This is a genomic window from Streptomyces sp. NPDC102462, from assembly GCF_044765425.1.
GTDB lineage: Bacteria > Actinomycetota > Actinomycetes > Streptomycetales > Streptomycetaceae > Streptomyces.
This window is the reverse complement of the sequence record NZ_JBIWKB010000014.1, coordinates 30,076-52,297: the sequence shown is the minus strand read 5'-3', so window position 1 is coordinate 52,297 and position 22,222 is coordinate 30,076. Positions and strand designations below refer to the sequence as shown.

Genomic DNA, 22,222 nt, shown 5'->3' with positions numbered 1-22,222 from the left:
AAGTACGGGTGATTTCTCAGGCGTGACCCATTTGTTTCGCAGAAGTTAACCGGTCCGGCTTCCACGGTAGCCCCGACGGACCCCGCCGTCTCCCGGCCATTCCCGGGCGCAGTACCGTGGACGGGTGGACAACAGGCAAGCAGTGGGATCGTGGCTCTCCGGGCCGCGCGCGGCCATGGAAGAGGCCGGTGCCGACTTCGGATACCGGGGTGAACAGCTCGGTCTGCCGGAGCAGGGACCGGGCTCGATCGCCCGCCCCGGACGGCGGCTGGGCGCGCTGGCCGTGGACTGGGGGCTGTGCCTCTTGATCGCATACGGCCTGATCACGGACAGCTACAACCGTGCGGCCCAGGTCTGGGCCCCGCTCATCCTGTTCGCGCTGATCCTGCTCACCGTCGGTACGGTCGGCTTCACCCCGGGCAAGCGGCTCTTCGGCCTCCGGGTGGTCGCGCTCGACACCGGCCGTGCCAACCCGCTGCGCGTCCTGCTGCGCACGGTCCTGCTGTTCCTCGCCCTGCCGGCGCTCATCTGGGACCGCGACGGCCGGGGCCTGCACGACCGCCTCGCCCGCACGGTGGAGGTCCGCATCTGAGGCATCCGAGGGCGTGCTCGGGGGCGTGCAGAGCCCGGGAGCACGCCCTGCGAGTACGACGAAGGGGGCGCCCGGAATCACTCCGGGCGCCCCCTTCGTCGCAGGCGGTCAGCGGGCCTTCGGGCCGCCCTTCGGCATCCGCATCCCCTTGGGCATCGGGCCCTTCGGCAGCGGCATGTTGGTCATCAGGTCGCCCAGGGCGCGCAGCCGGTCGTTGGTGGCGGTCACCTGCGGGCCGGTCAGCACGCGCGGGAACTTCAGCATGGTCGTACGCAGCTTCTTCAGCGCGACCTGGTCCTCGCCCGTGCCGACGATCAGGTCGTGCACCGGCACGTCCGCCACGATGCGGTTCATCTTCTTCTTCTCGGCGGCCAGCAGGCTCTTCACGCGGTTCGGGTTGCCCTCCGCCACGAGCACGATGCCGGCCTTGCCGACGGCCCGGTGCACCACGTCCTGGCTGCGGTTCATCGCCACCGCTGGGGTCGTCGTCCAGCCCCGGCCGATGTTGTCGAGGACGGCCGCGGCGGCGCCCGGCTGCCCCTCCATCTGCCCGAACGCGGCCCGCTCGGCACGGCGGCCGAAGACGATCGCCGTCGCGAGGAAGGCGAGCAGCAGGCCCAGGATGCCGAGATAGACCGGGTGACCGATCAGAAAGCCGATCGCGAGGAAGACACCGAAGGTGGCGATGCCGACAGCCGCGAGTACAAGACCGATCTTCTTGTCGGCCTTGCGGGTCATCTTGTACGTCAGGGCGATCTGCTTCAGTCGCCCGGGGTTCGCAGCGTCCGCTGCGGTTTCCTTCCTCGCCATGTCACGAAGTCTACGTGGCCCCGGAAGCGCCTTCGACGGCAGTGTCCCGACGGTGGCGCCCGGACGGCGCGGGCGTCAGGAACGGGTGGCGGCCCGGTCCAGGACGCGCTGCGCCTCGACCCGGTCCTGGGCGCGGCGGCGGTCCTCCAGGACGGAGGTCCAGGCATTGCGACGTGCGGTGCGCTGGCCGCCGCTCATCAGCAGGGACTCGACGGCGCGGAGCGCGTCGGTGAAGCTCGGGATGGCGGTGGCGCGAACGGGTGCTGCCTGCATGGAGGTCCCCCCTCGGTACTGCTCCGGGAACGGGTGCGCATGGCGTGAGTCCAGGGTCACTGTTTGGTGTTACCAGGGCGTGACCGACCGGTCAAACACCGATGAAGCCTTGATTCGCGGACCCGAAACGGTGACGCGGCCCCGACGCGCGCCTCTCATCTGCGAGGACGGTCGGGGCCGCGGAACACCCGGACTCTACCGGCGGGTAACGGGGTGTGCGCGAACTCATACGAGCCCGTATCCCCGTTCCCCGCACGGGAGGTGACGGTGTCTCAGACCGCCTGGGCGGCGACGAACGCGCCGCGCTTCTCGACGGCCATCTGGTACAGCCGTCCGGCACGGTAGGAGGACCGTACCAGCGGCCCCGACATCACGCCCGAGAAGCCGATCTGCTCGGCCTCCTCCTTCAGCTCGACGAACTCCTGCGGCTTGACCCAGCGCTCCACCGGGTGGTGGCGCACGGAAGGACGCAGATACTGCGTGATGGTGACCAGCTCGCAGCCCGCCTCGTGCAGCTGCCGGAGCGCGTCGCTGATCTCCTCGCGGGTCTCGCCCATGCCGAGGATCAGGTTGGACTTGGTGACCAGGCCGTAGTCGCGGGCGTCGGTGATGACCTTCAGGGAACGCTCGTAGCGGAAGCCGGGACGGATCCGCCTGAAGATCCGGGGCACGGTCTCGACGTTGTGCGCGAAGACCTCGGGGCGCGAGGAGAAGACCTCGGCCAGCTGCTCCGGGACGGCGTTGAAGTCGGGGGCCAGCAGCTCCACCTTCGTACGGCCGCCCTCGCGGTCCGCCGTCTGCTGGTGGATCTGGCGCACGGTCTCGGCGTACAGCCAGGCGCCGCCGTCCGCCAGGTCGTCGCGGGCGACGCCGGTGATCGTGGCGTAGTTCAGGTCCATGGTGACCACGGACTCGCCCACCCGGCGCGGCTCGTCGCGGTCGAGCGCCGCGGGCCTGCCGGTGTCGATCTGGCAGAAGTCGCAGCGCCGGGTGCACTGGTCGCCGCCGATGAGGAACGTCGCCTCGCGGTCCTCCCAGCACTCGTAGATGTTCGGGCAGCCGGCTTCCTGGCAGACCGTGTGCAGACCCTCGCTCTTGACCAGGTTCTGCATCTTCGTGTACTCGGGGCCCATTTTCGCCCGGGTCTTGATCCACTCGGGCTTGCGCTCGATGGGGGTCTGGCTGTTGCGGACCTCCAGGCGCAGCATCTTGCGTCCGTCTGGTGCGACTGCGGACACGACCGGCTCCCTAGCGATTGATTCTTCGGCGACTTTAAGGGTACGCCCGTTGATTTGAATGCCCGGCGGTGGTGCCGGACCGGCGGGGGCTGCCGCCCCCGGGCCCCCGCTTCGCCCCGGACGGCCTCGTCCTCAAACGCCGGACGGGCTGTTCGGGCCTTGCCTTGTCTGTCAAGTGCCGGGGGGAGTGTTTTATGCCTTCGTGCGGTCGGTGTGGTGCGGGCCCTGCGGGGGCTGCCGCCCCTGGACCCTCGCTTCGGCCCGGACGGCCTCGTCCTCAAACGCCGGACGGGCTGGTCGAGCCGGACCATGTCGCCGAGGGGCGGCCGGGCTGTGGGTGCCGCCTTGTCGTGCAGAGGGGCTGTCCTATGCCGCCGGCCGTCGTTCGATTTCGCGGGGCTTGAGGTCCGCGTTCTCCAGGATGTCCCTCAGGTGGCGCTCGACCGTCGGCAGGACCTCGTGGACCGTGATGTCGCGGCCCAGCTCAGCGGCGAGCGAGGTGACGCCCGCGTCGCGGATGCCGCACGGGATGATCCGGTCGAACCAGGCGTTGTCCGGGTTCACGTTGAAGGAGAAGCCGTGCATCGTGACGCCCTTGGCGACGCGGATGCCGATCGCGGCGATCTTGCGGTCCTCGCGCCGCTGGCCCGCGTTGGACGGGGCGTACTCGGGGCCGTTGAGGCGGGGGTCGAACTCCTCGTCCTGCAGACGCGGGTCGAAGTCCAGGGACAGCCCGCCGATCGCCGGGCGCCGTTCGACCGGGTCGCCGAGGACCCACACCCCGCTGCGGCCCTCGACCCGGGTGGTCTCCAGGCCGTACTCCGCGCAGGTGCGGATCAGCGCCTCCTCCAGGCGCCGCACGTGTGCGACGACGTCGACCGGGCGCGGGAGCTTCTGGATCGGGTAGCCGACGAGCTGGCCGGGGCCGTGCCAGGTGATCTTGCCGCCGCGGTCCACGTCGACGACCGGCGTGCCGTCGAGCGGCCGTTCGCTGTCCTCGGTGCGCCGGCCCGCGGTGTAGACGGGCGGGTGCTCCAGCAGCAGAACGGTGTCGGGGACCTCGTCGGCGAACCGCGCCGCGTGCACCCGGCGCTGCTCGTCCCACGCCTCCTGGTACTCGACGGCATCCGCGCCGAACCCCATGCGGACGAACCGCAACTCACTCACGGCAAGCGCCTCCCTAGGGCGAAGGGTGTGTCAGGCACGTAACGCGCCCAAGCCACTGTACGTCCGGCCGTCACGCGTCAGCTTCGCGGTCCCTCCTCACACGATGGAATGAATGAGCGTCGAGATGTGCGAGTCGCTGCTCACTCTCCGCTACATTCGCGCCGTTCATGAGGCCATAAGGGCTGCTCACAGGCAATCCGGGCATGTCGGCCCGGGAGGCAGGAGACCGTACCGCATATGACGGAACGACCCGCGCAGCGCACTCCCAACCGCCAGCTCGCCGCGCTCATCGCGGAAGCGGGGTTCTCCAACGCGGGTCTGGCCCGCCGCGTCGACCAGCTCGGTCTGGAGCACGGACTGGACCTCAGATACGACAAGACGTCGGTGACCAGATGGCTTCGGGGGCAGCAGCCGCGCGGCACCACGCCCGCCCTGATCGCGGAGGTCTTCACCCGCCGGCTCGGCCGCCGGCTCACCGCCCAGGACCTCGGCCTGGACGCCTGTGCCCCGGTCTACGCCGGGCTGGAGTTCGCGGCCAGCCCCGAGGAGGCCGTCGACATCGTCAGCGGGCTGTGGCGCAAGGACTCCGGCAGCCACGCCGAGCTGCGCAAGATCGCGTTCACCGCGGCGGGGCTCGTGGTGCCCAGCCGGGACTGGCTGATCGGCCGGGCCGACGACAGGGTGGCCCGCAGCGAGCCAGCCCCCCGGGTGCCCGCGCAGGGCGGCCCCCTGTCGTCGGCCCGGCCCGCGGCCCCCGTCCCGCGGCCGGCGCATGTCCCGCCGCGTCCGCGCGGCCAGGCCGACCGCGGGATCCCGCACAAGGTCACCGGCGGCGACATCGCCGCGCTGCGCTCCGTCTGCGACCTGTTCCGGGCCCTCGACCACCAGTACGGCGGCGGCCACGCCCGGCAGGCCCTGGTGCGCTACCTGGAGCACGAGTGCGAGCCGATGCTGCGCGGCGTCTACGGCGAGCAGACCGGCCGTCGGCTGTTCGCCGCCGCGGCCGATCTCACCCGGCTCGTCGGCTGGACGTCGTACGACATCGCCGCGCACGGACTGGCCCAGCGCTACTTCGTGCAGGCGCTGCGGCTCGCCCAGGTGGCGGGGGACCGGGCGTACGGCTCGTATGTGCTGATCACCATGAGCCGCCAGGCCGTCTACCTCGGGCACGGGCGGGAGGCCGTCCAGCTGGCGCGGGTGGCCCAGCAGGGGGTCGGGACCGGCGCCCCACCCGTGGTGCAGGCCCTGCTGCACGCCGTCGAGGCACGTGCGCACGGCGTGCTCGGCGAGGTGCGGGCGTGCACCGGCGCACTGGTGCGCGCCGAACGCGCCCTGGAGGCGGCCCGGCCCGGTGACGAGGTGCCGCACTGGGCGCGGTTCTTCGACGAGGCGCAGCTCGCCGACGAGTTCGGGCACTGCCACCGGGACCTCCAGCAGTACCGGGCCGCCGCCCAGCACGCCGAACGCTCCCTGCATCTGCGCGCCCCGGCGTACGCCCGCAGCCGGCTGTTCTGCCGGGTCGTCCTCGCCACCGCCCGCCTCGGCCTGGGCGAACTCGACCAGGCGTGCGCGCTGGGCGCGGAGGCGGCCGGGCAGGCCACGGAGATGCGTTCGGTGCGCGCGCTGGAGTACGTCAGGGACTTCGAGCGGCGGCTGGAGCCGTACCGGGACGCCGCGCCGGTGCGTGGGTACCGCGACAAGGTCGCGGCGCTCGGTTGAGCCTGCCTGCGCCCAAGGGCTCGGGTGGTTCGGCGGGTGCGGGTTCGTTGTGGTTGGTCGCGCCGTTCCCCGCGCCCCTTTGGGGCGCCTGGGCGTGCCGTTTCCTGCGCCCCTTTGGGGGTCAGGCGGCTTTCCGCGTGGCGGGGAGTGGGTCTGCGCGGTGCATTGAGCCGGTCGCGCCCAGGTCGGCCAGGATCGCCGAGGCGGCGCGGCCCGCGGAGTGCAGCGCGCCCTGGACGGTGCTGGTGTCGCGGTGGTCGCCGCACACATACAGGCCCGCCAGCAGCCGCACCGGGCGGCGCAGATCGTGCGGCGGGCGCATCGCGGGCACCGCCTCGGGACTGTGGTGCACGGCCAGGGTCTCCCAGCGGTGCGTCGAGATGCCGTAGAGCCGGGACAGATGCATGCGTACGGCCGTGTCGACGCCCTCCGGCGGATCGCCCAGGACCGTCGAGGAGACCAGGGCCCGGCCCGCGGGCGCGCGGCTCGGGTCGACCTCGCTGACGACCGCGGTGTGCGCGACCGGGCCGCCGCGGTCGGCGTCGAGCAGCAGCGAGGCGCCCGTCGCCGGGGGCTCGTCCGTCGTGTGGTGCACCACGGTCACCGGGTGGAAGTCCGGCACCCGCAGGCCCGGCAGCAGCTCGGCGGCGGCGCGCGCGTCGGTCGCCAGCAGGACCGCACGGCAGCGGATCTCGCCGTGCTCGGCGGTGGTCACCGAGGTCGTGGAGACGGAGGTGACCCGGACCCCGGTGTGCACGGTGCCCGGCGGCAGCGCGCCGGCCAGCAGCTCCGGCAGCGCCTCGGCCCCGCCCTCCGGCACGCACAGCCGGCCGCCCGCGAACGAGCGCAGCGCGAGGTCGGCGCACCGGCTGGACGTGGTCAGCTCCGGGTCGCAGAGCAGGGCGGCGAGCAGCGGACGCAGAAAGCCGTCGACCGTGCGGGCGGGCGTGCCGCGGGCCACGAGGGCCTGGGCTGCGGGGAGTTCGGGGCGGGCCAGCAGACGCCCGACGGGGGTCGTGGCGATCCGGCCGAGCAGGGCGCGCAGCCGCAGGGGCGCGCCGATGTCGAGGGAGCGGGCGCCCGGGCGTGCGGAGGGCGCGGCCGAGCCCCTGGGGGCGCCCGCCAAGGCGCGCACGGCATGGAGTGCGCCCCTTGCGCTCCCCGCGCCCGCCGGGGCGCCCGCGCGTTGCCGGCGCCCGTCGTGGTGCAGCAGTACGCCCGGCGCGAAGGTGCGCAGGACGAGGGCGTCCAGCCCGGGCGTCAGGCGCAGTTCGGGATACGACGTGGACAGGAGCCGTCCGATCCGGTCGAGCCGGAAACCGTCGACCTTCTCCGTCGACATGCGGCCGCCGACCCAAGGGGCGGCTTCCAGGACCGCGGTCGTCACACCTGCGCTGGTGAGGCGATGGGCCGCCGACAGACCGGCGATCCCGGCTCCCACGACGACGACGTCCGCCTGGTACACGGGCTCAAGCACGAGGCTCCTCCTCGACGTTGCGCGGCCGGTGGGGGCCTCGTGCCCCCGACAGGCAGCAGGAATACCCGAGTTCGGGTCGAGGGTAGGGCCGTGACTGGTCAAGGACAGTCGCGCATCGACAGGGCACGGTCGCACGACGGTCGCATGCGGTCACAGAAGTTCGTCACGCGGCACGGATCGCGTCTTCGATCCCGGGGAACGCAAAGGCGAACCCCGACTCCAACAGCCGCTCGGGCACCACCCGCTGACTGCCCAGCACATCCCCGGCGAGCTCGCCCAGCACCGCCCGCAGCACGGGAGCCGGCACCGCGAACAGCGCCGGCCGGTGCAGCACCCGGCCCATGGCCGCGGTGATCTCACGGTTCGTCAGCGGCCGCGGTGCGGTCAGATTCACCGGGCCCGACAACTCATCGGTGTCGATGAGATGACGCAGCGCGGCGACCGTGTCGTGCAGCGCGATGAACGACCAGTACTGCCGCCCGTCGCCGAGCCGCCCCCCGAGCCCGGCCCGGAACAGCGGGAACAGCCGACCGAAGGCACCGCCCCGGCGGCTCACCACCAGCCCGGTGCGCGCCAGCACCGTCCGGATCCCGGCCGCCTGCGCGGGCCCCGTCGCCGCCTCCCACGCCACGCACAGGGACGGCAGGAAACCGTCACCCGGCGGCGCCCCCTCGTCCACGACCCGGCTCCCGGTCGTGCCGTAGTAGCCGATCGCGCTGCCGTTCACGAACACCCGCGGCGGCTCATCCAGCGCCGCCACGGCCCGCGCCAGCGTCTCAGTGCCCAGCACCCGGCTGTCCCGGATCCGCCGCTTGTAGGCGTCCGTCCACCGGTGGTCGCCCACTCCGGCGCCCGCCAGGTTGACCACGGCGGCGCAGCCGGCCAGCCCGGCCGCGTCCACGGACCGCCGCTCCGGGTCCCAGCGGACCTCGCCGGGACCGGCGGGCGCGCGCCGCACCAGCCGCGCCACCTCGTACCCGTCCGCCGTCAGGGACCGCACCAGGGCACCGCCGATGAGACCGGACGCGCCGGCCACCGCGATTCGCGAACGCTCCATGCGCCCATACTGCCCGGCGCCCGCCGCAAAACCCGGGCGACGTTCCGCCCGCCCGGCCTACAGTGACCGCCATGCCCGAACCGCACATACGCCGCGCCACCCCCGAGGACGAGGAGGCGCTCAGCCTCCTCGACCGGGCCACTTGGTCACCGCTGCACGCCGTGCAGCCGCGGCCCCAGCCGCCCTACCCGCCGTTCTTCACCGAGCGCTGCGGACCCGAGGACCATCTGGTCGCGGAACTCGACGGCGTCCTCGTCGGCTACATCCGGCTCGCCCTGCCCACCTCGCTGGCCTGCAACGCGCACGTCCGCCAGATCCAGGGGCTGGCCGTCGCCGACGCGGCACGCGGCGCCGGCGTCGGCCGGGCGCTGCTGCGGGCCGTGCAGGACGAGGCGCGGCGGCGCGGCGCCCGCCGCATCACCCTGCGCGTCCTCGGGCACAACACGCCCGCCCGGCGGCTCTACGAGTCCGAGGGCTTCGCCGTCGAAGGGGTGCTGCCCGCGGAGTTCCTGCTGGCCGGCGAGTACGTCGACGACGTACTCATGGGCCGCCCGCTGTGAGCCGCGCGAGCCGACCGGGCCGCCCGCGCCCCCGGCGTCGCCGCAGCCTCACGAGCTGACCAGAGCGCCCGTGCTCACCGGCGTCGTCGCGGTCGCCGCGCGCCGGGCGTCGCCCGCCACCTCGCCCGCCGTCAGGACGTAGCCCGTCTCGGCGTCCGAGGTGGAGCGCGCGAAGACCACACCGAAGACCTTGCCGTCGGTGGTCAGCAGCGGACCGCCGGAGTTGCCGGGGCGCACCGTCGAGCGGATCGAGTAGATCTCACGGGTGACCGTGGCGTCGTTGTAGATGTTCTGGCCCGTCGCCCGGATCCGGTTCGCCACCGTGGCCGCCTGGAGGTCGAGGCCGCCGTCCTGCGGATAGCCCGCGACCACCGCCGGCTCGCCGCGCCGCGCGCCGTCGTCGAAGTTCAGCGCGGGCGCGCTCAGCCGCGGCACGTACAGCACCGCCACGTCCTTCTGCGGGTCGAACAGCACCACCCGGGACGTGTACACCCGCCCGACGCCGCCCACCCGCACGCTCGGACTGTCGATGCCCGCCACCACGTGCGCGTTCGTCATCACATGCCGCGGCGCGTACACGAATCCGCTGCCCTCGCGGCCCTGGCTGCCCGAGACGCCCTCGATCTTCACCGTGCTCGTCCGCGCGGCGTTCAGGGCGCCCGCCGTGACGCTGTCGCCGGACGGCCGGGCGACCTCGGCCGTCGACTCGTTCTCGAACGGGTTGAACACCTGCGGGAAGCCCGCCTCGGTGAGCGCGGACGTGGCCCGTGAGAACCATGCGGGCGTGGTGTCCGGCATCTGGTTCTGCACCGCGCCCAGCACCGCCGAGTTCCGGATCGCGGACGTCACCAGCGGCGACGACGACGCGCCCAGCACGCTCGCCGCCACCCACGCCACGATCAGCACGGCCGCCGCGTTGGCCGCGGCGCCGCCCAGCCCGTCGGCCGCCCGCAGCGGCCCCCGGTCCAGCTCGCGCCGCAGCCGCAGCGCCAGCCGGCCCGCCAGTTCGTGCCCCACCGCCGCCGGAACGAGCACCGTCAGCACGGCGGTCACCGTCGCCGCGGTCGTCCCGCGCGTGACCAGGTCCATCACCCACGGCAGGATCCACACCCCGACGATCGCGCCGCCCACGAAACCGGCCAGCGAGACGCAGCCCGCCACCAGACCGCGCCGGTAGCCGGACGCCGCGTACAGGAGAACCACCAGCACAAGCAGCACATCGAGCAGGTCCACGGAGCCGCCTTTCTCTCGGACCCCTTATACGGGCGGCACGCTCCCGGTGATCAGTCCCGCGCCGGGGACGGACCGGAACCCGCCACGTCCGCGTGTACCCACAAAAACGCCGCGGACCGGGATGATGGTTCCACCGGGTGGCACAGCACACATCGCGGACGTGCCATAAGCAACCCACAGTGAGGAACATGTGGGTCATCACAAGAACGCGGTGGCGGACCCGGCGACGACGCGTGCCCCGGACCGTCCTGGGGCTCGCCGCCTGTCTGCCCGGCCTCGCCGCCGGCCTCACCCTGCTGCTGTGCGCCCGCGGCGTGCAGAGCCCCGTGGTGCTGCCACGGCCCGCGGCGCCGCGCAGCGCGCCGCCCTACCAGGCCGCCCAGCCCCCCATCCGCCCGCGCTCCGCCTGGCTGGACGCCACCGTGGGCCGCACCCAGCCGCCCCCGCGCTACGACGACGCGGTCGTCGCCGTCTTCGTCCACCACACCGACTCGCCCAACGACTACACCTGCGCCAAGACGCCCGAGGTGATCCGCCGCCTGTACGCGGGGCAGACCACCGGCCGCCACTGGGACGACATCGGCTACAACTTCCTCGTCGACCGCTGCGGCACCATCTACGAGGGCCGCGCGGGCGGCATCGAACGCGCCGTCACCGGCGCCCACGCCCAGGGCTTCAACCACCGCACCGCCGGCATCGCCGCCATCGGCACCTTCACCGCCGGGATCCCCGTGCCGCGCGCCATGACCGACGCGATCGCCGCCCTGACCGCCTGGAAGCTGGGCCTGGCCGGCGTCGATCCGCGGGCCGTCACCCGCCTGGTGTCCAGCAACGCCCGCAGCCGCTACCCGGTCGGCGCCGTCGCCACCCTGCCGGCCGTCTCCGGCCACGACGCCGGCTTCCAGACCAACTGCCCCGGCGCAGCCCTGACCGCCAAGCTCCCCACCATCAGAACCACAGCAGCACACCTACAAGGCCGCAGATGACACCAGACAGCGGGTCAGGCGCCCCGAAGGGGCGCGGGGAACGGCGCGCTCAGCCACCACAGCGGATCAGCCGACAACTAACGGGCACCCCCACAGGGGCGCGGGGAACGGCGCGCTCAGCCACAACGGCGGATCAGCCGACAACTAACGGGCACCCCCCCAGGGGCGCGGGGAACGGCGCGCTCAGCCACAACGGCGGATCAGCCGACAACTGACGGGCACCCCCACAGGGGCGCGGGGAACTGCGCGATCAACCACCACGGCGGGCCAGTCGACAACCGGCAGAGGCCCCCCGCAGGGGACGGCGGGCCAGCCGACAACCGGCAGAGGCCCCCCGCAGGGGGACGGCGGGCCAGCCAACAACCGCCAGACGCCCCGCAGGGAACCGCGGGCCAGCCAACAACCGCCAGACGCCCCGCAGGGAACCGCTAGGTCCGGAAGCGGCTCCACAACTTGGGATACCGCTGCGCAAGCACCCGCTCGTTCTCGAAGTCGACCGGTGTGCCCTCCGGCTCGGCGGGGGCGGGTGCCACCCCCAGATCCGGGGCCACGGTACCGGTGAGCTGCTCGTACGCCTCGTCCGCCGCGTAACCCAGCTCCTCGCCGTCGCCGTCGATCTCCTCGTCGAAGTCCTCCAGCAGATCGGCCAGCGAGTCCGGGTCGTGCAGGGCGCCCTCGAAGACGTCCCGTCCCTGCCCGATCAGCCAGCAGCGGAAGAAGTCGAACGCGTCGTCGCTCGCCCCGTCCAGCAGCACCCAGGCCGCGCCCCACAAATCCCAGCGGTAGGCACGGTTGTAGCGGGACTCGAAGTGACGGGCGAAGTCCAGCACCGCCTCCGGGTCGAGCCGGCCAAGCCGCTCCACGAGCAGGTCGGCCTGGTCCTCCGGGTCGCCCTCGGCGGCCTCGCGGGCGGCGTCCACCAGCTCCCAGAACTCCATCTCGTCCATCACGGGTCCAGCATCGGGCCTGCGCGGTCGGGACGCACGCGGAGTGCGGGCGGGACCGTCAGCTCCGGTACAGCAGGGCCAGCCGGGCGGCGTCCCGCGTGAACCGCTCCCGCAGCGCCGCGGGCGCCAGCACCTCGACCTCCGGGCCGAGCGCGGTGAGCTGCGCGTAGGCGACCTCCTCGGACTCCACCGGCAGGGTCGCCGTCACCCAGCCCGCAGCGTCCGCCTCGCCCGCGGACCGCAGCCCCTCCCGCGCGGAGAGCGGATCGACGGCGTACCCGAGCCGCCGCACCCCCTGCGCGGACAGCCGTACGACGACCTCGGTGCGCAGCAGCGACCGGGCGAAGCGCTCCGCCTGGGCCGCCCAGAAGCCGGGCAGATCGAACTCCTCGTCCCGGGCGAACCGGGGGCCGGGCCCGCCGACGGCCGTGAACCGGTCCACCCGGTACGTCCGGAACGCGTCCGCGTCCGGCACCCGCGCGCACAGATACCAGGCGCCGGCCTTCAACACCAGCCCGTACGGCTCCAGCGTGCGCTCCACCTCGGCCTCGCCGCGGCGGTAGCGGGCCGTGAGACAGCGGTCGTCCCAGACCGCCTCGGCGACCGCGGGCAGCAGTTCGGGCGTCTCCGGCTCCCGGAACCAGCCGGGCGCGTCCAGATGGAACCGCTGCGCGGCCGTCCGCGGGGCGTCCCGCACAGAGGGCAGCAGCGCGGCGGACACCTTCAGCCGCGCCGCCGAGGCCGCGTCCTCGAGCCCCATGTCGCGCAGCGCCCCCGGCACCCCGCTCAGGAACAGCGCCTCGGCCTCGCCGCGCGCCAGCCCCGTCAGCCGCGTCCGGTACCCGCCGATCAGCCGGTACCCGCCGGCCCGCCCCCGGTCCGCGTACACCGGAATCCCCGCCTCCGACAGGGCCTGCGCGTCGCGGGTGACGGTCCGCTCCGACACCTCCAGTTCCTTGGCGAGTTCGGCGGCGGTCATCGAGGGCCGGGACTGCAGCAGCAGCACCATCTTGATCAGCCGGGCAGCACGCATCCCCCCATGATGCCGCCCCCCTCCGACAACGGGCCCCGCCGTCCCGTACGGCCGCGCCCCCGGTGACGGCCCCCGGTGCGGCGGGGGCCGTCACCGGGGGCACGGTGACCGGTGTTCCTACAGCCCGTACCGCTCGCGGGCCTCCTTCACCGAGGTGGTCTTCACCTCGCCGCGCCGGGCGAGATGGGCGAGCGCCGCGACGACGATCGACTCCGCGTCGACGCCGAAGTGACGGCGGGCGGCCGGCCGGGTGTCCGACAGACCGAAGCCGTCGGTGCCCAGCGAGGAGTAGTCCTGCTCCACCCACTGCGCGATCTGGTCCGGCACCTGACGCATGTAGTCGGAGACCGCGAGCACCGGGCCCTCGGCGCCCTGCAGCGCCCGACGGACGTACGGCACCCGGTCCTCGCCGCGCAGCAGCGCCGCGTCGGCCTCCATCGCGTCCCGCCGCAGCTCCGTCCAGGACGTCGCCGACCAGACGTCGGCCGCGACCCCCCACTCCTCGGCGAGCAGCTTCTGCGCGGCCAGCGCCCAGTGGATGGCCGTACCGGAACCCAGCAGCTGGATCCGCGGGGCGTTGGCGGTCGGGGCGAGGCCCGCCGACTCCGCCGTGTTGAAGCGGTACAGGCCCTTGACGATGCCCTCGTCGACGCCGGCCGCGGACGGCTTGGCCGGCTGCGGCAGCGGCTCGTTGTAGACGGTCAGGTAGTAGAAGACGTTCGGGTCCTCGCCCGGCGCGGCCTGGCCGTACATCCGGCGCAGACCGTCCTTGACGATCGTCGCGATCTCGTATGCGAACGCCGGGTCGTACGTCAGCGCCGCCGGGTTGGTCGCGGCGATGACGGGGGAGTGGCCGTCGGCGTGCTGCAGGCCCTCACCGGTCAGCGTGGTCCGGCCGGCCGTGGCGCCGACCAGGAAGCCGCGGCCGAGCTGGTCGCCGAGCTGCCACATCTGGTCGGCCGTGCGCTGCCAGCCGAACATCGAGTAGAAGATGTAGAAGGGGATCATCGCCTCGCCGTGCGTCGCGTACGACGTCGAAGCGGCGATGAAGTCGGCCATCGAACCGGCCTCGGTGATCCCCTCGTTGAGGATCTGGCCGTTCTTGGCCTCCTTGTAGTACATCAGCTGGTCACGGTCGACCGGCTCGTACGTCTGCCCCTTGGGCGAGTAGATGCCGAGCGACGGGAACAGCGACTCCATGCCGAAGGTGCGCGCCTCGTCCGGCACGATCGGCACCCAGCGCCTGCCGGTCTCCTTGTCCCGGACCAGGTCCTTGACCAGCCGGACGAACGCCATGGTGGTCGCCACGCTCTGCGTACCGGAGCCCTTGTCGAAGGAGGCGAAGGACTTGTCGGCGGGCGCGGGCAGCGGGGCGAGCGGGTGCACACGGCGGGCCGGGGCCGGGCCGCCGAGCGCCGCGCGCCGCTCCTGGAGGTAGCGCACCTCGGGGGAGTCGGCGCCCGGGTGGCCGTAGGGCACCTGGCCGTCGGCGAAGGCGCTGTCCGGGATCGGCAGCTCCAGCAGGTCGCGCATCGTCTTGAACTCGTCCACCGTCAGCTTCTTCATCTGGTGGTTGGCGTTCTTCGACGCGAAGCCCTCGCCGAGGGTGAAGCCCTTGACGGTCTGGGCCAGGATGACGGTCGGAGCGCCCTTGTGCGCGAGGGCCGCCCGGTAGGCCGCGTAGACCTTGCGGGCCTCGTGACCGCCGCGGGAGAGGTGGAAGCACTCCGTGATCTTGTCGTCGCTCAGCAGCTTCGCCATCTCGACGAGCGCCGGGTCCTTGCCGAAGAAGTCCTCGCGGATGTAGGCGGCGTCCCGGGTCTGGTACGTCTGGACCTGCGCGTCCGGTACCTCACGCAGCCGGCGTACCAGCGCGCCGGTGGTGTCGAGCGCGAACAGCTCGTCCCAGGCCGAACCCCACAGCGTCTTGACGACGTTCCAGCCGGCGCCGCGGAACTGGGCCTCCAGCTCCTGCACGATCTTGAAGTTGGCGCGCACCGGGCCGTCCAGGCGCTGCAGGTTGCAGTTGATGACGAAGGTGAGGTTGTCCAGCTCCTCACGCGCCGCCAGCGCGATCGCGGCCGTCGACTCGGGCTCGTCCATCTCGCCGTCGCCGAGGAACGCCCACACGTGCGAGGCGGAGACGTCCTTGATGCCGCGCGCCGTCAGATACCGGTTGAAGCGCGCCTGGTAGATCGCGGACAGCGGGCCCAGGCCCATCGACACCGTCGGGAACTCCCACAGCCAGGGCAGGCGGCGCGGGTGCGGGTAGGACGGCAGGCCGTTGCCGCCGGCCTCCTGGCGGAAGTTGTCGAGATGCGTCTCGTCGAGCCGGCCGTCGAGGAAGGCGCGGGCGTAGATGCCGGGGGAGGCGTGGCCCTGGACGTACAGCTGGTCGCCGGAGCCGTCGCCCTCCTTGCCGTGGAAGAAGTGGTTGAAGCCGGTCTCGTACAGCCAGGCGGCGGAGGCGAAGGTGGCGATGTGGCCGCCGACGCCGTGCTTGCTGCCCCGGGTCACCATCGCCGCCGCGTTCCAGCGGTTCCAGGCGGTGATCCGCGCCTCCATGGCCTCGTCGCCGGGTACGGCCGGCTCGGCGGAGGTGGGGATGGTGTTGACGTAGTCGGTTTCGAGGAGCTTCGGCAGCGCGACACCGGCCGCCTCGGCGCGCTCCAGCGTGCGGCGCATCAGGTACGCGGCGCGGTGCGGCCCGGCCTCCCTGGCGACGGCGTCGAGTGAGGCCCGCCATTCGGCGGTCTCCTCGGGGTCGCGGTCCGGGAGCTGGTCGAGCGCGCTCGGCTGGATGGCGTTGGGGTCGGTCATGTCGCCGCCTTCCTCAGTCGAAGGGGGTTCCCTCATCGGTAAGGGTTCAGGGGTGCCCTTGGTCTTTGGCAGGACAGGGCTTGGACTCGGGTGGTAGTCCGTCGGCGACTGTAACTCGCTGATCGATGATCGATCAAAGGGTTGACGGGCAAAACCTCTCGATTCCGAGAAACTAGGCACGGGGTGCCTCCGGCGGTGGCACCGGGTGACGGGGGTTGGCCGGTGTTGTCGCAGGTGAGCGGCGTTTCTGGGAGGGGTTTCGGTGAGGCTACCGGATGGGACGGTTGCCGGTGTGGATGTGGTGCCGTTCAGGCGGCGCGGGCCGCGGCTCAGGGCCTCGGGGCGCAGCCCAGTACGTGGGCCTTCACCAGCTCCGCGATGAGCGGGTCCCGTCTCTTGAACGCGGCCACCAGATCCTCGTGTTCCTCGGCGTACGACTGCTGCACGGTGCCCAGCCAGCGGATCGACAGCGCCGTGAACACCTCGATGCCCAGGCCCTCCCACGTGTGCAGGAGCACCGAGTTGCCCGCCGCGCGCACCAGCTCGCGGTGGAAGGCCACGGTGTGCCGCACCTGGGCCGTGCCGTCGGACCTGCGGTCGGCCTCGTACAGGGCGGCGACGTGCGGCTCCAGCGCCGAGCAGTCCCGGGCCAGGCGCTCGGCCGCCAGCTCCGCCGCGATCGCCTCAAGACCGGCCCGCACCGGGTAGCTCTCCTCCAGGTCGGCGGCCGTCAGATTGCGCACGCGTACGCCCTTGTTCGGCGCCGACTCGATCAGCCGCAGTGACTCCAGCTCCCGCAGGGCCTCCCGTACGGGGGTCTGGCTGACCTCCAGCTCGGTCGCGATCCGCCGCTCCACGATCCGCTCGCCCGGCTTCCAGCGCCCGCTGACGATTCCCTCCACGATGTGCTCGCGGATCTGTTCGCGCAGCGAGTGGACGACGGGCGCGGTCATGACGGCTCCTTAAGGAGGGGCCGCCCATCGGCCCCCTGGGGCATTGACGTTTAGACAATACGGCCGGTTCGCTCCGCGGGTAGGGCGTGTGGGGGCGCTTTCGTGCAGGTGAGACGAGACTTACAGTCAGGTTTTGGCCGGGGGGTCTGGGGGGTTCGGCCGGTTGCCTGTAGGGGTGGTGCGGGTGCGGGTGCGGGTGCGGGTGCGGGTGCGGGTGCGGGTGCGGGTGCGTTTGTCGGGTGCGGGTCGGTTGTGGCTTTTCGCGCAGTTCCCCGCGCCCCTGGGGGGTGGGTGGTGCTGTGGGTTGTCCGGTGCGGGTCGGTCGCGGCTTGTCGCGCAGTTCCCCGCGCCCCTGGAGGGTGGCGGGGGTGTGCTGTTGGGTGCGGGTTCCTGAGAGCGGATGAGCCGGAGACTCCGCCGTACCTACCCACAAACGGCACCACACCCAGAACCCGCACCCTGGAACCCCCGCCCGCATCGATCGATCCGCATCCCACCCCACACCTCCCCGCGCCCCGCTGCGCCGCGCACCCGCACCTCGCCGCCGCCCCGCACTCCGGAGCCCCGGCCCGCATCGATCCGTGCTCCGCCGCGACTTGTACCCCGCCCCGTGCTCCGCCGCGGCCCGTCCCTGCCCCGCGGCCCCGCCCCGACCCGCTCCTCTCCGCGACCCGCACCCGCCGCGTGACCCCGTACCCCGCTGCGACGCGCACCCTGCTGCGCACCGCGCCCCGCCGCGCCCCGCCGCGCGACCCCGCACCCCCGCGGGACCCCGTACCCCGCGCCGGCCCGCATTCCGCCTGCCGGCCCGCATCTCGCCGCCGCCCCGCTCCTCGGAACCCGCACCCGGGAGCCCCGGGCCCGCATCGATCCGTGCTCCGCCGCGACCTGTACCCCGCCCCGTGCTCCGCCGTGGCCCGCATCCCGCCGCGGGATCCCGTACCCCGCGCCGACCTGCCCCCCGCTGCGACCGCACGCCGTCGCGACCCGCCCGCGCCGACCCGCATCCCCGCTGCGACGCGCACCCCGCACCGGCCCGCATCTCGCCGCGATCCGGACCCCGGAACCCGCAGCCGGGAGCCCCCGCCCGCATCGATCCGGGCTCCGCCGCGACCTGTTCCCCGCCCCGTGCTCCGCCGCGGCCCGCACCCCGCGCCGACCTGAACCCCGTCGCGACGCGCATCCCGCACTGACCTCGCCCCCCGCACCTCGCCGCGTGACCCGGCACCCGCACCGCCCCGCACGCCGTCGCGACCCGTTCCCCGCACGGACCCGCATCCCGCCGCCCCGCACCCCGGAGCCCCCGCCCGCATCGATCCGCACCCGGGAACCCCCCCGCCCGCATCGATCCGCGCCCCGCCGCACGGCCCCGCCCGCTGCGATGCGCACCCCGCACCGACCCGCACGCCGTCGCGCCCCGCTCCCCGCTCCCCGCGCCGACCCGCACCCGCCGCGCGGCCTCGTACCCCGTGCCGGGCCGCTGCCTGCCGCGGTTCGCGCCCGGGGCCCCCGCCCGCAGCCATCCGTATTCCGGCCCACACCCCGTCGCGAACCGTGCCCGGTGTCTCCGGATATGACGGTGCCCCCGCCCGGGGGTCGGGCGGGGGCGGGGGGTGGGGGAGTTACAGGCCGAGTTCTACCTCGAACTCGCCCGCTTCCAGGATGGCCTTGACCGTCGTGAGGTAGCGGGCCGCGTCGGCGCCGTCCACCAGGCGGTGGTCGTAGGAGAGGGTCAGGTACGTCATGTCGCGGACGCCGATGACCGTGCCCTCCTCCGTCTCGATGACGGCCGGCCGCTTGACCGTGGCGCCGATACCGAGGATCGCGACCTGGCCCGGCGGCACGATGATCGTGTCGAACAGCGCCCCGCGGGAACCGGTGTTGCTGATGGTGAACGTCGCACCGGCCAGCTCGTCCGGCGTGATCTTGTTGCCGCGGACCTTGCCCGCCAGGTCGGCCGTGGCCTTGGCGATGCCCGCGATGTTGAGGTCGCCGGCGTTCTTGATGACCGGGGTCATCAGGCCCTTCTCGGAGTCCACCGCGATACCGATGTTCTCGGTGTCGAAGTAGGTGATGGTCCCCTCGGCCTCGTTGATCTTGGCGTTGATGACCGGGTGGGCCTTCAGCGCCTGCGCGGCGGCCTTGACGAAGAACGGCATCGGGGAGAGCTTGACGCCCTCGCGCGCCGCGAAGGAGCCCTTCGCCTGGGCACGCAGCCGCATCAGACGGGTGACGTCGACCTCGACGACCGACGACAGCTGCGCCTGCTCGTGCAGCGCCTTGACCATGTTGTCGCCGATGACCTTGCGGATGCGGGGCATCTTGACGGTCTGGCCGCGGAGGGGGGAGACCTCCAGCTTCGGCCCGGCCTTCTGGGCGGCGGGGGCCACGGCAGGGGCCGGGGCAGCGGCGGCGGCCTTCGCGGCCTCGGCGGCGGCGATGACGTCCTGCTTGCGGATACGGCCGCCGACGCCGGTGCCCTTGACGGTGGCCAGGTCGACGCCGTTCTCGGCGGCGAGCTTGCGCACCAGCGGGGTCACGTAGGCGCCCTCGTCACCGGTGATCGCGGCGGGAGCGGGAGCGGCCGGGGCGACCGGAGCCGGGGCGGCCGGTGCCGGTGCCGGGGCCGCGGGCTGACCCGCAGCCGGGGCCGGAGCCGGGGCAGCGGGCTGGACCAGGGCCGGAGCCGGGGGAGCCGGCGGGGCGGCGGGAGCCGGGGCCGGAGCCGCGGGGGCGGCCTGCGCGGGCGCCGGAGCGGCGGCCGGGGCAGGGGCGGCCGGTGCGGGGGCGGCGCCCGCGGCGCCGATGACGGCGAGCTTGGCGCCGACCTCGGCGGTCTCGTCCTCGCCCACCACGATCTCCAGCAGCACGCCCGCGGCGGGCGCCGGGATCTCGGTGTCCACCTTGTCCGTGGAGACCTCGAGCAGCGGCTCGTCGGCCTCGACGCTGTCGCCGACCGACTTCAGCCAGCGGGTGACGGTGCCCTCGGTGACGGACTCACCGAGCGCGGGCAGGACCACGTCCGTGCCCTCGGCACCACCGGCCGGAGCGGCGGCGGGGGCCGCGGCCGGAGCCGGGGCGGCAGGGGCCGGGGCTGCCGGGGCCTCGGCGACCGGTGCCGGTGCCGGCTCGGCGGCCGGGGCGGGCGCCGCGGCGGCAGCGGGTGCCGGTGCGGCGGCGGGCGCGCCGGTGCCGTCGTCGATCACGGCCAGTTCGGCGCCGACCTCGACGGTCTCGTCCTCGGCGACCTTGATGGAGGCGAGCACGCCCGCGGCGGGCGAGGGGATCTCGGTGTCCACCTTGTCGGTCGAGACCTCGAGCAATGGCTCGTCGGCCTCGACGCGTTCGCCCTCGGCCTTCAGCCAGCGGGTGACAGTGCCCTCGGTGACGCTCTCGCCGAGCGCCGGAAGGGTTACGGAAACCGCCATGGTTTCGGTTGCTCCTAACGAATTGCGGAAGTCTGTGTCGTCGCGCCCGTGGACCGAAGGCTCAGTCGTGGGAGTGGAGGGGCTTGCCGGCCAGGGCCAGGTGGGCCTCGCCGAGCGCCTCGTTCTGCGTCGGGTGGGCGTGGATGAGCTGGGCCACCTCGGCGGGCAGCGCCTCCCAGTTGTAGATCAGCTGGGCCTCGCCGACCTGCTCGCCCATGCGGTCGCCGACCATGTGGACGCCGACCACGGCACCGTCCTTGACCTGGACGAGCTTGATCTCGCCCGCGGTGTTCAGGATCTTGCTCTTGCCGTTGCCCGCCAGGTTGTACTTCAGAGCGACGACCTTGTCCGCGCCGTAGATCTCCTTGGCCTTGGCCTCGGTGATGCCGACGGAGGCGACCTCCGGGTGGCAGTACGTCACGCGCGGCACACCGTCGTAGTCGATCGGAACGGCCTTCAGACCGGCCAGCCGCTCCGCCACCAGGATGCCCTCGGCGAAACCGACGTGCGCGAGCTGGAGGGTCGGGACGAGGTCACCGACGGCGGAGATGGTGGGGACGTTGGTGCGCATGTACTCGTCGACCAGGACGTAGCCGCGGTCCATGGCGACACCCTGCTCCTCGTAGCCGAGGCCCTGGGAGACCGGGCCGCGGCCGACGGCGACGAGCAGGACCTCGGCCTCGAACTCCTTGCCGTCGGCGAGGGTGACCTTGACCCCGTTCTGGGTGTACTCGGCCTTCTCGAAGAAGGTGCCGAGGTTGAACTTGATGCCGCGCTTGCGGAAGGCGCGCTCAAGGAGCTTGGAGGAGTTCTCGTCCTCGACCGGCACGAGGTGCTTGAGGCCCTCGATGACCGTGACGTCCGAACCGAAAGACTTCCACGCCGAGGCGAACTCGACGCCGATGACCCCGCCGCCCAGGATGATCGCGGACTGCGGCACGCGGTCCAGGACGAGGGCGTGGTCGGAGGAGATGATGCGGTTGCCGTCGATCACCAGGCCCGGCAGGGACTTCGGCACGGAACCGGTCGCGAGCAGGACGTGCCGGCCCTGGACGCGCCGGCCGTTCACGTCGACGGAGGTCGGGGAGGACAGTCGGCCCTCACCCTCGATGTAGGTCACCTTGCGGGAGGCGATCAGGCCCTGCAGACCCTTGTACAGACCGGCGATCACGCCGTCCTTGTACTTGTGGACGGCCGGTACGTCGATGCCCTCGAAGGTGGTCTTGACACCGAACTGCTCGCTCTCGCGGGCCTGGTCGGCGATCTCGCCCGCGTGCAGCAGGGCCTTGGTGGGGATGCAACCCCGGTGCAGGCAGGTGCCGCCGACCTTGTCCTTCTCGATCAGGGCGACGTCCAGGCCCAGCTGAGCCCCGCGCAGCGCCGCGGCGTAACCACCGCTGCCACCGCCGAGGATCACTAGGTCGAAAACGGTGCTGGCGTCGTTCGCCACGTCACGTCCTCCATGCATGTGCGCCGTACGCCGGGCCCCTTGGTCCCATCCGGGGGGTTGACCGGTCGGTCGGCTGGTGTCCGGCCGCTCTTTCTTCGGCCCTGTGGTGGGGGCCCTGTCCTGCCGGGCTCCATCTTCGCACCTGCCAGGGCCAGACGGGACGCGGGGCCGCGGTGTGAGACACCCCACGCCCCCAAGCCCCACGGCGAACACCCCCACAAGCCACGCCACCCCGCACCCGACAGACGACCTACACGCGCCCCAAGGGGCGCGGAGAACTGCGCGCCAAGCCACGACGGCCCCGCACCCGACAGACGACCGGAACCGCATCGTAGGGGCGCGGGGAACTGCGCAAAACCGACGACGACCCGCACCCGACAGATGACCGGAACCGCATCGTAGGGGCGCGGGGAACTGCGCAAAACCGACGACGACCCGCACCCGACAGATGACCGGAACCGCATCGTAGGGGCGCGGGG

General features: G+C 73.0%; 17 protein-coding genes. 4 read left to right on the top strand and 13 right to left on the bottom strand.

Annotation, left to right across the window (positions count from 1 at the left end; translation table 11 throughout):
• Nucleotides 1-124: 124 nt before the first annotated feature.
• On the top strand, nucleotides 125-592 hold the full coding sequence (locus tag ACIRFL_RS14780; RefSeq protein ID WP_404028071.1) for an RDD family protein: 468 nt from the start codon (nucleotides 125-127) through the stop codon (nucleotides 590-592).
• Between the two features lie 108 nt (nucleotides 593-700).
• On the opposite strand, the gene ACIRFL_RS14775 is transcribed toward ACIRFL_RS14780, so the two are convergent.
• The 4 genes from ACIRFL_RS14775 to lipB form a co-directional block, all read right to left on the bottom strand.
• On the bottom strand, nucleotides 701-1,402 hold the full coding sequence (locus ACIRFL_RS14775) for a DUF4191 domain-containing protein (protein ID WP_404028069.1): 702 nt from the start codon (nucleotides 1,400-1,402) through the stop codon (nucleotides 701-703).
• A gap of 75 nt (nucleotides 1,403-1,477) precedes the next feature.
• Entirely contained in the window at nucleotides 1,478-1,675 is a 198-nt protein-coding gene (locus tag ACIRFL_RS14770) for a hypothetical protein (protein ID WP_404028068.1), read from the bottom strand.
• A gap of 272 nt (nucleotides 1,676-1,947) precedes the next feature.
• Nucleotides 1,948-2,913 carry a lipoyl synthase gene (gene lipA / locus ACIRFL_RS14765; RefSeq protein ID WP_404028066.1) on the bottom strand — a complete coding sequence of 322 codons (966 nt, stop codon included), beginning with the start codon at nucleotides 2,911-2,913 and terminating at the stop codon, nucleotides 1,948-1,950.
• A gap of 366 nt (nucleotides 2,914-3,279) precedes the next feature.
• Nucleotides 3,280-4,080, bottom strand: coding sequence for a lipoyl(octanoyl) transferase LipB (gene lipB / locus ACIRFL_RS14760; RefSeq protein WP_404028064.1), 801 nt, complete (start codon nucleotides 4,078-4,080; stop codon nucleotides 3,280-3,282).
• A gap of 237 nt (nucleotides 4,081-4,317) precedes the next feature.
• Here lipB and ACIRFL_RS14755 point away from each other — a divergent pair, with 237 nt between their 5' ends.
• Nucleotides 4,318-5,799 carry a regulator gene (locus ACIRFL_RS14755; RefSeq protein ID WP_404028062.1) on the top strand — a complete coding sequence of 494 codons (1,482 nt, stop codon included), beginning with the start codon at nucleotides 4,318-4,320 and terminating at the stop codon, nucleotides 5,797-5,799.
• 121 nt (nucleotides 5,800-5,920) lie between these two features.
• On the opposite strand, the gene ACIRFL_RS14750 is transcribed toward ACIRFL_RS14755, so the two are convergent.
• Entirely contained in the window at nucleotides 5,921-7,276 is a 1,356-nt protein-coding gene (locus ACIRFL_RS14750) for an NAD(P)/FAD-dependent oxidoreductase (RefSeq protein ID WP_404028060.1), read from the bottom strand.
• Nucleotides 7,277-7,439: 163 nt separating this feature from the next.
• On the bottom strand, nucleotides 7,440-8,333 hold the full coding sequence (locus ACIRFL_RS14745) for a TIGR01777 family oxidoreductase (protein WP_404028056.1): 894 nt from the start codon (nucleotides 8,331-8,333) through the stop codon (nucleotides 7,440-7,442).
• A gap of 71 nt (nucleotides 8,334-8,404) precedes the next feature.
• Here ACIRFL_RS14745 and ACIRFL_RS14740 point away from each other — a divergent pair, with 71 nt between their 5' ends.
• A complete protein-coding gene (locus tag ACIRFL_RS14740; RefSeq protein WP_404028053.1) occupies nucleotides 8,405-8,893 on the top strand; it encodes a GNAT family N-acetyltransferase in 489 nt (162 codons plus the stop codon).
• 48 nt (nucleotides 8,894-8,941) lie between these two features.
• On the opposite strand, the gene ACIRFL_RS14735 is transcribed toward ACIRFL_RS14740, so the two are convergent.
• Entirely contained in the window at nucleotides 8,942-10,126 is a 1,185-nt protein-coding gene (locus tag ACIRFL_RS14735; protein WP_404028051.1) for a MarP family serine protease, read from the bottom strand.
• A 233-nt stretch (nucleotides 10,127-10,359) separates the two neighbouring features.
• Here ACIRFL_RS14735 and ACIRFL_RS14730 point away from each other — a divergent pair, with 233 nt between their 5' ends.
• Nucleotides 10,360-11,112, top strand: coding sequence for a peptidoglycan recognition protein (locus tag ACIRFL_RS14730; RefSeq protein ID WP_404028050.1), 753 nt, complete (start codon nucleotides 10,360-10,362; stop codon nucleotides 11,110-11,112).
• Between the two features lie 428 nt (nucleotides 11,113-11,540).
• On the opposite strand, the gene ACIRFL_RS14725 is transcribed toward ACIRFL_RS14730, so the two are convergent.
• The 6 genes from ACIRFL_RS14725 to lpdA all read right to left on the bottom strand — a co-directional run bounded on the left by ACIRFL_RS14725 (nucleotide 11,541) and on the right by lpdA (nucleotide 21,743).
• Nucleotides 11,541-12,059 carry a DUF4240 domain-containing protein gene (locus tag ACIRFL_RS14725; protein ID WP_404028332.1) on the bottom strand — a complete coding sequence of 173 codons (519 nt, stop codon included), beginning with the start codon at nucleotides 12,057-12,059 and terminating at the stop codon, nucleotides 11,541-11,543.
• A gap of 58 nt (nucleotides 12,060-12,117) precedes the next feature.
• A complete protein-coding gene (locus ACIRFL_RS14720; RefSeq protein WP_404028048.1) occupies nucleotides 12,118-13,092 on the bottom strand; it encodes a helix-turn-helix transcriptional regulator in 975 nt (324 codons plus the stop codon).
• A 117-nt stretch (nucleotides 13,093-13,209) separates the two neighbouring features.
• Nucleotides 13,210-15,912: a pyruvate dehydrogenase (acetyl-transferring), homodimeric type gene (gene aceE, locus ACIRFL_RS14715; protein WP_404028046.1), complete on the bottom strand. Its 2,703-nt coding sequence runs from the start codon at nucleotides 15,910-15,912 to the stop codon at nucleotides 13,210-13,212.
• 329 nt (nucleotides 15,913-16,241) lie between these two features.
• The gene (locus ACIRFL_RS14710) at nucleotides 16,242-16,865 is read right to left on the bottom strand and encodes a GntR family transcriptional regulator (protein WP_388715193.1); all 624 of its coding nucleotides are present in this window, start codon (nucleotides 16,863-16,865) and stop codon (nucleotides 16,242-16,244) included.
• A gap of 1,622 nt (nucleotides 16,866-18,487) precedes the next feature.
• Entirely contained in the window at nucleotides 18,488-20,293 is a 1,806-nt protein-coding gene (gene sucB / locus ACIRFL_RS14705) for a 2-oxoglutarate dehydrogenase, E2 component, dihydrolipoamide succinyltransferase (protein WP_404028044.1), read from the bottom strand.
• A gap of 61 nt (nucleotides 20,294-20,354) precedes the next feature.
• Complete coding sequence (lpdA, locus tag ACIRFL_RS14700; RefSeq protein WP_404028042.1) at nucleotides 20,355-21,743, bottom strand: dihydrolipoyl dehydrogenase; 1,389 nt, start codon at nucleotides 21,741-21,743, stop codon at nucleotides 20,355-20,357.
• Between the last annotated feature and the right edge of the window lie 479 nt (nucleotides 21,744-22,222).